Raw genomic sequence first — 12719 nt, 5'->3', positions numbered from 1 at the left:
TAAATATGGTATTTTTAGCGGCCTTTTTATACGTACAGAATTTAATCACACCATTATGGTTAAAAATCAACGCCACGCTCTATTTTTTGGTCTTGCTGCCGTTTTATTATGGTCAACAGTTGCTACCGCATTTAAACTTGCACTTGAGCAGCTGACATCTTTGCAACTATTGTTTTTTTCATCATTTGTTAGTTGGCTTTTTTTAGCGGGCTCTTTGTATTACACAAAAGATTTTGCAAACGTGGTGCATTGCTTTAAAGCACACCCTTGGCGCTACTTAAAGCTTGGTAGTATTAATCCTTTTCTTTATTACTTAATTTTATTTAAAGCTTATGAATTACTTCCCGCACAACAAGCTCAAGCTTTAAATTATACTTGGGCAATTACCTTAAGCTTATTAGCGGTACCATTGCTTGGCCAAAAACTACGTAAAGCCGATCTCATTTCGCTAAGCCTAGCTTATTTTGGTGTGTTAATAATTTGCACTCAGGGTCAAATCACCGAACTAAACTTTAAAAGCCCTCTAGGTGTTGGTTTGGCGCTCCTAAGCACACTCCTTTGGTCGCTTTATTGGATTTTTAATACTAAAAATACCGATAAACCCGTAGTTAGCCTCTTTATATGCTTTAGCATTGCACTGCCACTTATATCGCTTGTGATGACCTGGCAAGATGCATGGCTTTTACCATCAATCAAGGCCAGTTTAGCTGCAATTTACGTTGGCTTATTTGAGATGGGTATTACTTTTGTGCTCTGGCTATTTGCGATGAAAAAAGCAGAAAACACATCAAAAATTAGCAACCTAATTTTCATATCACCTTTCATTTCTTTAGTATTTATCTATACACTTTTGGGTGAAGAAATTCATACCACCACCCCAATAGGGCTAGGGCTTATTATTACAGGTTTATTAGTGCAAAAGTTTGGCTGTAATAAGAGCAGCTAAAAGAAATATCAATTCAATAAGCTCAACGTTGGATTAGCGTTATACCAACTAATAAAATGAAATGTGTAATTTTTAATCTCAACCCAGAGATTTTCAACTAATAAAGTAAATCTGCATACCAAGAGGAATCCTGTGGAATTTAGTCCAACATAGTTACCTATAAGCGTAATTGCTTTAGATTCGTTTATTCTTCACTATTAAGGTCTGATACTGTAAATAACTCTTTTAGCCTTCTAATAACTTAATGAATCAAACGCACTCTTCGATAGAAACCAGTAAGTCAATGATCAGTGCTTTAATCACAGTACCCCTGTAACCCTATGCTAAAAATCAAATTTTAATAATAAGAACACAGTTCAAGCAACCAAATTGAGTTAACTTTGTATATGGTTTGAACTTGATAAAAGATTTACCACAATAGATATTTGAGAGCGGGGTCTTACAGATATTTATCATGCGCATATATTTGATAATCAGATCTAAATAAACATTTATGAAGCAGCTGTTGAAGCGTCAGTACGCCTTATTACCAATCAAAAAATCTGTAACAATAAAAATAAACTACGAATTCAGAGCATTGCTTAATATTTCATTCGAATCTCGGGCTGATTGTTAAATAATGTAGCAACCTTGTTGTATGAATATCATTTCTAAATAAATACCACACAGAAATTGTTTAAGCTTCTCTTAAGTGAATTAACTATAAACATTAAATGGTTTACAAAAATTTAGATATAAAAAAGCCGAGCTAATGCTCGGCTTTTTTTATCATATCAGACTTACTCTGCAGACTGTGCGTCTTCTTGAACTTCTTCAGTCGTAATTACACGACCTACTAGTTCAACATAAGCCATTGGAGCATTATCACCAGCACGGAAACCACACTTTAAAATACGAGTGTAGCCACCTGGACGGCCTTCGAAACGAGGACCAAGCTCAGTGAACAACTTACCAACTACTTCGCTATCACGCGTGCGTGCGAACGCTAAACGGCGATTAGCTACGCTATCAGTCTTAGCCAGTGTGATTAAAGGTTCAATTACACGACGCAACTCTTTAGCTTTTGGTAAAGTTGTTTTGATGATTTCGTGCTTCACCAAAGAACCTGCCATATTGCTAAACATCGCTTTACGATGGCTGCTATTGCGATTTAATTGACGACCACTCTTACGATGGCGCATTACCCTATCCTTCTAACTAAACTTAATTCAGTGAATTATATTATTCAGCAAGACTTGCAGGTGGCCAATTTTCTAAGCGCATGCCTAGAGAAAGACCACGTGAAGCTAGCACGTCTTTAATTTCCGTCAGAGACTTCTTACCTAAATTAGGCGTTTTAAGAAGCTCAACTTCTGTGCGCTGAACTAAATCACCGATATATTGAATTTGCTCGGCTTTCAAACAGTTCGCAGAACGTACAGTTAATTCAAGATCATCAACAGGACGAAGTAGAATCGGATCGAATTCTGGCTTCTCTTCCTTCGCCACAGGCTCAGTTACATCACGTAAATCTACGAATGCATCTAACTGCTCAGCTAGGATTGTTGAGGCACGACGGATCGCTTCTTCAGGATCCAAAGTACCGTTAGTTTCCATGTCGATAATTAACTTATCTAAATCTGTACGTTGCTCAACACGAGCTGATTCAACCGAGTACGCAATACGCTCAACTGGGCTAAATGATGCATCTAGCAGCAAACGGCCAATTGGGCGCTCATCGTCATCAGAGGATAAACGGTTAGATGCAGGAACATAACCACGACCACGTTCAACACGAATACGCATGCTGATACTGCTGTTAGCTGTCGTTAAATGACAGATAACGTGATCTGGATTACAGATCGTAACATCACCATCATGCTGAATGTCTGCCGCAGTTACAGGGCCTACGCCTGATTTTGTCAGGGTTAGAAAAACTTCATCTTTGCCTTCTAAAGTAACCGCTAGTCCTTTAAGGTTTAACAGAATTTCAATGATGTCTTCTTGTACGCCTTCTTTCGCGCTGTACTCATGCAATACACCATCAATTTCAACTTCAGTCACTGCACATCCTGGCATTGACGAAAGTAATATACGGCGTAAAGCATTACCAAGAGTGTGACCAAAGCCACGCTCTAACGGCTCTAAAACAACTTTAGAGCGTGTTGGTGAGACTGCGTCGATTTCGACTAATCTTGGCTTTAGGAATTCGGTTACAGAACCCTGCATTTTATCCTCTCTTAACTCTTACTTTACTTAGAGTAAAGTTCGACGATTAGCTGTTCGTTAATATCTGCAGACAGATCAGAACGCTCTGGTAAACGTTTGAAAACGCCTTCCATTTTGCTACCGTCTACTTCAACCCAAGTTGGTTTTTCACGTTGTTCTGCTAACTCAAGAGCAGCAACAATACGTGCTTGCTTCTTAGCTTTCTCACGAATAACTACTACATCATCTGCAGTGATTCTGTAAGAAGGAATGTTAACAACAGAACCGTTAACCATAACCGACTTGTGGCTTACAAGTTGACGTGCTTCAGCACGAGTACTTGCAAAACCCATACGGTATACAACGTTATCTAGGCGTTGCTCTAGAAGTTGTAAAAGGTTTTCGCCTGTGTTGCCTTTAATACGAGCAGCATCTTTATAATAATTACGGAATTGCTTTTCTAATACACCGTAGATACGACGTACTTTTTGCTTTTCACGTAACTGTAAACCGTAATCAGATAAACGACCTTTACGGGCGCCATGCTGACCAGGTGCTGTCTCTAATTTGCATTTAGAATCAATTGCTCTAACGCCGCTTTTAAGGAACAGGTCAGTACCTTCACGACGACTTAGCTTGAGCTTAGGGCCCAAATATCTAGCCATGTTCTTTCTCCACTAACCTATTGTTATACGCGACGTTTCTTCGGTGGACGACAACCGTTATGAGGAATTGGCGTCACGTCAGTGATGTTTGTAATACGGTAACCTACAGCATTAAGAGCGCGGACAGCAGACTCACGGCCTGGACCTGGTCCCTTAATGAACACTTCTAGGTTTTTCAAACCGTACTCTTGAGCAGCAGTACCTGCACGCTCAGCAGCAACCTGTGCAGCGAATGGAGTAGATTTACGTGAACCACGGAAACCAGAACCACCTGCAGTTGCCCAAGATAACGCGTTACCTTGGCGATCTGTAATCGTTACAATAGTGTTGTTGAAAGATGCATGAACATGAGCCATACCATCTGCAACTTGTTTTTTAACTTTCTTACGACGAATTGGTGCTTTTGCCATTGTCTTTACCCTTATCGCTTGATAGCCTTACGAGGACCCTTACGAGTACGCGCGTTAGTCTTAGTTCTTTGACCACGTAGTGGTAAAGAGCGACGATGACGAAGACCACGGTAGCAACCAAGGTCCATAAGACGCTTGATATTTAATGTGATTTCACGACGAAGATCACCTTCAACGGTGTACTTAAGCACTTCTTCACGAAGTACATCAAGAGTTTCATCGTTTAATTCGCCGATTTTAGTTGTTTCAGCGATTCCTGTCGCAGCTAAGATAGCCTTAGAGCGAGTTTTGCCAACACCATAAATTGCAGTTAAAGCGATAACAGCATGTTTATGATCAGGGACGTTAATGCCAGCTATACGGGCCACTAACACATCTCCTATAAAAGAATTTGACTATATTTTATTGAAAAGCCCGTTAGGATACTCAACCAATAATCAAACTTCAACCAAGAACGCAGACCGAGTATTGAATACTCAGTCTGCACGACTTTTACTAGCCTTGCCTTTGCTTGTGCTTTGGCTCACTACAAATTACACGTACAACACCGGCACGTTTAACAACTTTGCAGTTACGGCAAATTTTCTTAACGGAAGCACGTACTTTCATAACTCAACTCCGTAAACTTATCTTATCGACCATAGCCTTTAAGATTAGCTTTTTTCAGCACAGAATCATACTGATGTGACATCAGATGCGTCTGTACTTGTGCCATAAAGTCCATAATCACAACAACGATAATCAATATTGATGTACCGCCGAAGTAGAATGGCGTTTGCCATGCCATTGTCATGAACTCGGGCACCAGACAGATAAAGGTAATATACAAAGCACCTGCCAATGTCAGGCGTGTCATCACTTTATCAATGTATTTAGATGTCTGCTCACCTGGACGAATACCTGGTATAAATGCGCCAGATTTTTTCAGGTTATCTGCTGTTTCACGTGGGTTAAATACCAACGCTGTATAAAAAAAGCAGAAGAAGATAATAGCAGCTGCTAAAACCATCGCATATAGCGGCTGCCCTGGAGACAATGCTAATGAGATTGTTTGTAATGCGTCTGCAATAGGACCTTCGCCCTGACCAAACCAGCTGGCAATTGTACCAGGGAACAGAATAATACTACTAGCGAAAATTGGTGGAATAACACCCGCCATATTAACTTTTAGTGGTAAATGTGTACTTTGTGCAGCAAACACCTGACGGCCTTGCTGGCGCTTAGCATAGTTAACAACGATACGACGTTGACCACGCTCAAAAAACACAACCATGTAAGTTACAGCAAATACAATCACCGCAATTACTAACAGCATTAAAACATTCAAATCACCTTGGCGCGCCATTTCGGCTGTCGAACCAATAGCAGACGGCAGGTTAGCAACGATACCAACAAATATTAGAACTGAAATACCGTTACCGATACCGCGCTCTGTAATTTGCTCGCCCAACCACATCAGGAACATTGTGCCCGTTACCAAGCTCACCACTGCGGTGAAATAAAACCCAGCACCTGGATTTACAACCAGACCCTGCATCATATTTGGTAAACCGGTTGCAATACCGATTGATTGTACAGTTGCTAGCACAAGCGTTGCATAACGAGTGTACTGACTTATTTTCTTACGCCCTTGTTCACCTTCTTTCTTAAGCTCTATCATCGCAGGATGTATGTGCGTTAATAGCTGCATAATAATTGAAGCTGAAATGTACGGCATAATACCTAGAGCCAATACAGATGCACGCTCAAGCGCACCACCACTGAACATGTTGAACATCTCAACAATGGTGCCCTTTTGTTGCTCGAAGAATTCGGCTAGTACAGCGGCGTCAATACCAGGGATTGGCACAAAAGAACCTAAACGGTAAATGATTATAGCTCCGAGTACGAACAGTAAGCGACGCTTCAATTCCGCTAGACCACTTTGGGCACTTTGCATATCTAGACCTGGTTTAGCCATGGTACTTTCCTTATTATTCTTCTACCTTGCCTCCGGCTGCTTCAATTGCTTCTAGAGCGCCCTTGGTCACTTTAAGACCCTTGACAGTCACAGCACGTGAAACTTCGCCAGATTTAACTACTTTAACGAACAGAACGTTCTTTTTAACCAGACCAGCTGCTTGTAGTGTACTAAGCTCTACCACATCGCCTTCAACTTTAGCGATTTCATAAAGATTTACTTCTGCAGATACTAAAGATTTGCGTGAAGTAAAACCAAACTTAGGTAGACGGCGTTGAATTGGCATTTGACCGCCTTCAAAACCTACGCGCACACCACCGCCAGAACGAGATTTTTGACCTTTGTGACCACGGCCACCAGTCTTACCAAGACCAGAACCGATACCACGACCAGGGCGTTTTTTCTCAGTTTTTGCACCAGCAGCAGGTGAAAGTGTATTCAAATGCATTCGAATTACCCCTCAACCTTAACCATGTATGAAACTTGGTTAATCATACCACGTACACATGCTGTGTCTTCTAACTCAACAGTGTGATTGATACGACGTAAACCAAGACCGCGTAATGTAGCTTTATGCTTCGGTAAACGACCGATAGAGCTCTTTACTTGTGTTACTTTTACAGTTTTCATGGTTTACCCCTTGATCTGTTCTACGCTAAGACCACGCTTAGCTGCAACTTTAGCTGGAGAAGTCATCTTCTCAAGCGCAGAAATAGTTGCACGTACAACGTTAATCGGGTTAGTTGAACCATAACACTTTGATAATACGTTATGTACACCAGCAACTTCTAACACTGCGCGCATTGCGCCACCAGCGATGATACCAGTACCTTCAGAGGCTGGTTTCATGAATACTAATGAACCTGCATGGCGACCTTTTACAGGGTGCTGCAGAGTATTACCGTTAAGGTCAACATTAATCATGTTACGACGCGCTTTTTCCATTGCTTTTTGAATCGCAGCTGGAACTTCAAGTGCCTTACCGTAACCAAAACCTACTTTACCTGCGCCATCGCCAACAACTGTTAGTGCTGTGAAGCTAAAGATACGACCACCTTTAACAACTTTAGACACACGGTTTACAGCAACTAGCTTCTCAGCTAAGTCTGACTGTTGTTGCTTTGCTTCTACGTTAGCCATCGTCTACTCCTAGAATTGCAAACCGGCTTCACGCGCTGCATCAGCAAGCGCCTTCACACGGCCGTGATATTTAAAGCCACTGCGATCAAAAGTAATCTTTTCGATACCTTTGTCAGTTGCACGTTGAGCAACAAATTTACCCACAGCTTGCGCTGCTTCGATGTTACCTGTGCCTTTAACTGTTTCGCTAATTGCTTTTTCAACAGTAGAAGCAGCAGCCACCACGATACCCTCAGCAGTTACTACTTGAGCGTAAATGTGACGTGGCGTGCGGTGGATAACAAGACGGGTGATGCCTTGTTCAATATAATTTCTGCGAGTGCGTTTAGCACGGCGCAGACGAGCTGTTTTCTTATCCATCGTCTTACCTTACTTCTTCTTGGCTTCTTTACGACGCACATTTTCATCAGCATAACGAACACCTTTGCCTTTATATGGCTCAGGTTTACGGTATGCGCGAATGTTTGCAGCTACTTGTGAAACAAGTTGCTTATCTGCGCCTTTAACAAGAACTTCAGTTTGGCTTGGAGTTTCAATAGTAACTCCATCAGGAACGTTGAAGTTCACTGGGTGTGAAAAGCCAAGAGTTAAGTCTAATACTTTACCCTTTGCTGCCGCACGGTAACCAACACCAACTAACTGAAGTTTACGCTCGTAACCAGCATCAACACCAATAACCATGTTATTGATTAAAGCACGTGCAGTACCTGCTTGTGCCCATGCATTTTCTACACCTTCACGTGGAAGAGTAGTGATTACGTTATCGTTAACAACAACTTCAACAGCAGCGTTAATTGTACGGCTTAATTCACCGTTTTTGCCTTTAAGTTTGATGTCCTGGCCGTTTAGTGTAACTTCTACACCGGCAGGAACATTGATTGGTGCCTTAGCAACACGAGACATAGTTCCCTCCGATTAAGCTACAAAGCCAATGATTTCACCACCAACGCCAGCACCACGTGCAGCACGGTCAGTCATCAAGCCTTTAGAAGTAGAAACGATAGCAATGCCTAAACCGCCCATTACTTTTGGTAAATCACCACGTTTCTTGTAAATACGTAAACCTGGACGGCTAACACGTTGAATAGTTTCGATTACAGCTTTGCCTTCGAAATATTTTAACTCAACAGCTAACTCAGGTTTGACGTCGCCAGTTACTGAATAATCAGCAATATAGCCTTCGTCTTTAAGCACTTTTGCAACAGCGATTTTTAACTTTGAAGAAGGCATTAATACAGTTGCCTTTTTCGCTGTTTGGCCGTTACGAACACGTGTAAACATGTCCGCGATTGGATCTTGCAAGCTCATAGTCTTACTCCCGTGATTCTATTACCAGCTAGCCTTTTTAAGGCCAGGAATTTCACCGCGCATGGCTGCTTCGCGAGTTTTAATACGGCTTAAGCCGAACTTACGAAGGAAACCGTGTGGGCGGCCCGTAATGTTACAACGATTACGTTGACGTGCAGGGCTAGAATCACGCGGAAGGCTTTGTAGCTTTAATACCGCGTCCCAACGTGCTTCATCAGAAGTTTCAACACTGCTGATGATAGCTTTAAGATCAGCACGCTTTTCAGCGAACTTTACAACTAATTTAGCACGTTTAAATTCGCGTGCTTTCATTGAATTCTTTGCCATAACCCTACCCTTATTTCTTAAATGGGAAGTTAAACGCTGTTAACAACGCACGGGCTTCCTCATCATTCTTAGCAGAAGTAGTGATTGTGATATCCATACCGCGAACGCGATCTACTTTATCATAATCAATTTCTGGGAAGATAATCTGCTCACGTACACCCATGCTGTAGTTACCACGTCCATCAAAAGACTTAGAACTAACACCACGGAAATCGCGAATTCGTGGCATAGCGATTGTTACCAAACGCTCCAAGAATTCCCACATACGTTCGCCACGTAGGGTTACTTTACAACCGATCGGATAACCTTCACGAACTTTAAAACCAGCAACTGATTTACGTGCTTTCGTGATTAAGGCTTTTTGACCAGAAATCGCTTCTAGATCTTTAACAGCATTCTCTAGAATTTTTTTATCTGCAAGGGCTTCGCCCACACCCATATTCAGGGTGATTTTCTCTATTCGAGGGACTTGCATGACAGAGCTGAAACCAAACTGTTTTTGCAGTTCAGCTACTACTTTGTCGTTATATACTTCATGCAGTTTCGCCATCGTCTACTCCAATAACTAATTAAATAGCTTTACCAGTAGATTTGAAGATACGTAATTTCTTACCGTCTTCAATCTTGAAACCAACACGATCAGCTTTACCAGTTTCCTGGTTGAAGATCGCAACGTTTGATACGTCGATAGACGCTTCTTTCTCAACAATGCCGCCAGCTTGGTTCAATTGTGGAACCGGCTTTTGATGCTTTTTGATAAGATTGATGCCTTCGACAAATACTCTGCCTGATTCAGAAACAACTGAAAGCACTTTGCCGCGCTTACCTTTGTCTTTACCAGCTAGTATGACTACTTCGTCATCACGACGGATTTTTGCTGCCATGATAGACTCCTTATAGTACTTCTGGGGCTAGTGAAACGATTTTCATGAACTTGTCAGTACGAAGTTCGCGAGTCACAGGTCCGAAGATACGAGTACCTATAGGCTGTAGATTTGCGTTTAACATTACAGCTGCATTACCATCGAAACGGATCAAAGAACCGTCTGGACGACGAACGCCTTTACGTGTACGCACAACTACTGCATTTAGTACATCACCTTTCTTCACTTTAGCGCGAGGAATTGCTTCTTTAACAGAAACTTTGATGATGTCGCCAATTGCAGCATAACGACGGTGCGAACCACCTAAGACTTTAATACACTGCACTTTGCGAGCGCCGCTATTACAAGCAACGTCCAGCTGAGTTTGCATTTGGATCATCTAAATGTGCTCCTGTGTAGTTTAGGAAACGCCTTAACTTATTATTAAATAAAGGCATATTGTTCAATTTCCACTCGAAAATACCGTTTGGTCATCTCAAGGGCGGGCAATTGTACCAGCAAACTTTAAGAAGTGGTAGGTTAAATTTTAATTAATTGGTTTATTAATGAATCAAAAACTAAACAGTGAAAAGCTTCTTGTTATTCGTCAAATGGTTATTAATTAACCAGCAAGATGAATTATTTTTGCAAAGGAATATATGTGGGTGGAATTTGGCTTTTCAAGGAGCTAAACGTATTAAAATACCTCTTAGCTCCTAAGTAGATATGTGGATTTAACCAAATAAGCTTTTTAGCTTATCTTTTACCTTGTCTTTCACTTTGTTTTTCGTTTCTTCCTCAGCAGCCTTACTTAAATCAAGCTGCACTTTAACATCGTGAAAAGGCCCTTTAATTTTAACAGGTACTTTGAAACCAGTACTTTTATCAGTTGTCCCTTGCCCTTCGATAGAATCCACAATCCCTGTGACAAGGCGATAATTAACTGTCGTTAGGGGCATATTAACATCTCCCGAACCAGATACTCTGATTAACGGACTCACTAACGCTAAATCACTATTGGTACCGATACCTTGGTTAAAAGTAAAGCTACCTGTTAACGCAGAAAAATCTGTTTTTTCGGACTTATCAAACCCTGCATTTAAACCTTCTGCCGCTGCTGATAAATCACCTTTAAGCATATCTTTTGCTTTACGAACCAAAGCGGCTATATTGGCTCCTTTTACCGCACCGTCATTAAAGCTAAACGCAGTAGTGCCATTAAGGGCATTAACAAACTCTTTTTGTGATGTGCCTGTTGTAGTTAATTGCCATTCTAAGTTCCCCTTACCCATCAATTTATCAAAACCCACTGCATCAGTAAGTAAAGGCAGTGCTGAAATATCTGTTAACTTAAACTCAGTACTTACTTGATATGGTTTTTTTAATGCGTTAATTTGAACCTTGCCCACTCCCTTGCCTTCATATAAACCAAATTTAGTTAAATTGATGGTTGCTAGGCCTTCCTTTATGTTTAGTGCTAACACATTTTCATCGAGCTTGATTTCATTTATAACCAAACCTGTTGAGCGCACCTTAATATCGGCATTTAAACTATTGAGACTTGATAAATCAATTGGTGTGCCATCCCAAACAATAGGCTTAGCGGGTTGTTTTTTATTACCCTCTACCACTGCTTGAGTTGGCTTTTCTGATAGATAAGGGTTCAAGTTCAACATGCCTAAATCTACATTCGCGTTTACTACCAGTTTTTTAGCCAAATCGACTGTCGCTTGCCCATTAATAGCCAGTTCATCAAGGGCAAGAGTTAATTTACTCAGTGTCAATTTTTGATTTGCAAAATGCATGGTTGCTGCTAATTCAAATGCATTAAAAGCCTGCTCTTTTGCACTTAACGCTACTTTTTGCCAAGCCAGAATGTTTTTAACTGAATCACCTTTTAAATCCAATGTTCCAGAAAAATCTTGGCCGGCTTTAGCGACTTGGCCATCAAATTTAATGCTAAACAATTGTGAATTTATCTCACTTCCAAGTGAGAAGTCTTCAGATGAGATAGCTTTTGCCAAGGTGTTTAAATGAGTTTGCAGCTTAAATGTTTGACCTTGGTAATCAAGTTCCCCGCTCACTTGCAAAGGTTGATAAAGAGAAGGTAATTCGACCGCTAACTCTGCATTTGTAAGCTTATGCTCCACTTTTTCTTGATGGTCAATATAGGTAATTGTGGCATCATAAATTGCAACCTCACCTAAGGAAATATCGAAACCTTGAGGTAATTGCGTTGAGCCTTTTGTGGCTTGCTGTTGATTATCAATAGTATTAACACCATCAAATAATTGCCAGTTAACTTTACCATTAGCCATTTTTTCTAAAATAATATTTGGCTTACGGATAACAAACTTTTCTAACTGTATATCCCCAGAAATAGCCGATAAATAGGGTATTTGAATAGCAAGTTGACTCATGCTAACCATATCAGCATGTTTTGAGCCCTTAATATTGGTAAAGTGCACCTCATTTAATTCAAGTTTCAATGAAGGAAATATCGAGAGTGTTTTATCGCCCTTAATCACAAGTGCGCGACCCGTCGTTTTCTCAACCGACTCTGATACTTTATCTACAATGTAATCAACGGGTACTAAAAAAGGCAGTGCGACCACCAATAATACAACGCCAAGAAGTAATGCAGCTAAAATCTTAAATAATGTTTTCATATCAATCCCTTTAAAACCATTTTGCCAAGTGTATATCTCTACGCTTCTTAATAATAGCCGTGATCTTTTATCAAACCGATAGCTAAAATTGAATTCCAAATACAAATGCTCTGTTTGCTTGATTTTAAATTAAATAAATCCACACTTTATGAAGGTGAAAACGGACTATTTCAAGTGTCAAGATTGAATCCAAATAAGAACTAGGTATGATGCATGCCCCACGCAGCACTGTGTGGCAATACTT

The 12719-nt window shown here is 40.8% G+C and carries 19 protein-coding genes; 1 reads left to right on the top strand and 18 read right to left on the bottom strand.

Features of this window, described 5'->3' with window-relative positions; translation table 11 throughout:
* Positions 1-55: 55 nt before the first annotated feature.
* Positions 56-946, top strand: coding sequence for a DMT family transporter (locus AC3KZC_RS01365; protein WP_490578230.1), 891 nt, complete (start codon positions 56-58; stop codon positions 944-946).
* Between the two features lie 779 nt (positions 947-1725).
* Here the strand turns inward: AC3KZC_RS01365 and rplQ are convergent.
* The 18 genes from rplQ to AC3KZC_RS01275 all read right to left on the bottom strand — a co-directional run bounded on the left by rplQ (position 1726) and on the right by AC3KZC_RS01275 (position 12475).
* Positions 1726-2127 carry a 50S ribosomal protein L17 gene (gene rplQ / locus AC3KZC_RS01360; protein WP_490578231.1) on the bottom strand — a complete coding sequence of 134 codons (402 nt, stop codon included), beginning with the start codon at positions 2125-2127 and terminating at the stop codon, positions 1726-1728.
* Between the two features lie 40 nt (positions 2128-2167).
* Positions 2168-3154, bottom strand: coding sequence for a DNA-directed RNA polymerase subunit alpha (locus tag AC3KZC_RS01355; RefSeq protein WP_009839380.1), 987 nt, complete (start codon positions 3152-3154; stop codon positions 2168-2170).
* A 23-nt stretch (positions 3155-3177) separates the two neighbouring features.
* Positions 3178-3798: a 30S ribosomal protein S4 gene (gene rpsD / locus AC3KZC_RS01350; protein WP_009839381.1), complete on the bottom strand. Its 621-nt coding sequence runs from the start codon at positions 3796-3798 to the stop codon at positions 3178-3180.
* 23 nt (positions 3799-3821) lie between these two features.
* Positions 3822-4208 (bottom strand): 30S ribosomal protein S11, encoded by a 387-nt coding sequence (rpsK, locus tag AC3KZC_RS01345; protein ID WP_009839382.1) that lies wholly within the window; start codon positions 4206-4208, stop codon positions 3822-3824.
* Between the two features lie 11 nt (positions 4209-4219).
* Positions 4220-4576 (bottom strand): 30S ribosomal protein S13, encoded by a 357-nt coding sequence (gene rpsM, locus AC3KZC_RS01340; RefSeq protein WP_009839383.1) that lies wholly within the window; start codon positions 4574-4576, stop codon positions 4220-4222.
* 127 nt (positions 4577-4703) lie between these two features.
* Positions 4704-4817, bottom strand: a complete 114-nt coding sequence (gene rpmJ, locus AC3KZC_RS01335) for a 50S ribosomal protein L36 (RefSeq protein ID WP_009839384.1) — start codon at positions 4815-4817, stop codon at positions 4704-4706.
* 22 nt (positions 4818-4839) lie between these two features.
* Positions 4840-6168, bottom strand: a complete 1329-nt coding sequence (gene secY, locus AC3KZC_RS01330) for a preprotein translocase subunit SecY (protein WP_490578232.1) — start codon at positions 6166-6168, stop codon at positions 4840-4842.
* Positions 6169-6181: 13 nt separating this feature from the next.
* Complete coding sequence (gene rplO, locus AC3KZC_RS01325) at positions 6182-6616, bottom strand: 50S ribosomal protein L15 (protein WP_490578233.1); 435 nt, start codon at positions 6614-6616, stop codon at positions 6182-6184.
* 5 nt (positions 6617-6621) lie between these two features.
* Positions 6622-6798 carry a 50S ribosomal protein L30 gene (gene rpmD, locus AC3KZC_RS01320; RefSeq protein WP_009839387.1) on the bottom strand — a complete coding sequence of 59 codons (177 nt, stop codon included), beginning with the start codon at positions 6796-6798 and terminating at the stop codon, positions 6622-6624.
* A 3-nt stretch (positions 6799-6801) separates the two neighbouring features.
* The gene (gene rpsE / locus AC3KZC_RS01315; RefSeq protein ID WP_490578234.1) at positions 6802-7308 is read right to left on the bottom strand and encodes a 30S ribosomal protein S5; all 507 of its coding nucleotides are present in this window, start codon (positions 7306-7308) and stop codon (positions 6802-6804) included.
* 9 nt (positions 7309-7317) lie between these two features.
* Positions 7318-7668 (bottom strand): 50S ribosomal protein L18, encoded by a 351-nt coding sequence (gene rplR, locus AC3KZC_RS01310; protein WP_009839389.1) that lies wholly within the window; start codon positions 7666-7668, stop codon positions 7318-7320.
* Between the two features lie 9 nt (positions 7669-7677).
* Positions 7678-8211 (bottom strand): 50S ribosomal protein L6, encoded by a 534-nt coding sequence (rplF, locus tag AC3KZC_RS01305; protein WP_490578235.1) that lies wholly within the window; start codon positions 8209-8211, stop codon positions 7678-7680.
* A gap of 12 nt (positions 8212-8223) precedes the next feature.
* Positions 8224-8616 carry a 30S ribosomal protein S8 gene (rpsH, locus tag AC3KZC_RS01300; protein WP_490578236.1) on the bottom strand — a complete coding sequence of 131 codons (393 nt, stop codon included), beginning with the start codon at positions 8614-8616 and terminating at the stop codon, positions 8224-8226.
* A gap of 21 nt (positions 8617-8637) precedes the next feature.
* Positions 8638-8943, bottom strand: coding sequence for a 30S ribosomal protein S14 (gene rpsN, locus AC3KZC_RS01295; RefSeq protein ID WP_490578237.1), 306 nt, complete (start codon positions 8941-8943; stop codon positions 8638-8640).
* A 10-nt stretch (positions 8944-8953) separates the two neighbouring features.
* Positions 8954-9493, bottom strand: coding sequence for a 50S ribosomal protein L5 (rplE, locus tag AC3KZC_RS01290; RefSeq protein ID WP_490578238.1), 540 nt, complete (start codon positions 9491-9493; stop codon positions 8954-8956).
* 19 nt (positions 9494-9512) lie between these two features.
* Positions 9513-9827: a 50S ribosomal protein L24 gene (gene rplX / locus AC3KZC_RS01285; RefSeq protein ID WP_490578239.1), complete on the bottom strand. Its 315-nt coding sequence runs from the start codon at positions 9825-9827 to the stop codon at positions 9513-9515.
* A gap of 10 nt (positions 9828-9837) precedes the next feature.
* Entirely contained in the window at positions 9838-10206 is a 369-nt protein-coding gene (rplN, locus tag AC3KZC_RS01280) for a 50S ribosomal protein L14 (protein WP_490578240.1), read from the bottom strand.
* 334 nt (positions 10207-10540) lie between these two features.
* Complete coding sequence (locus AC3KZC_RS01275) at positions 10541-12475, bottom strand: AsmA family protein (protein WP_490578241.1); 1935 nt, start codon at positions 12473-12475, stop codon at positions 10541-10543.
* Positions 12476-12719 lie beyond the last annotated feature (244 nt).

The sequence above is a fragment of the Pseudoalteromonas sp. J2K-J031 genome (genome assembly GCF_058197095.2).
The sequence above is the reverse complement of the archived record's forward strand: the minus strand, read 5'-3'. Positions and strand labels throughout refer to the sequence as shown.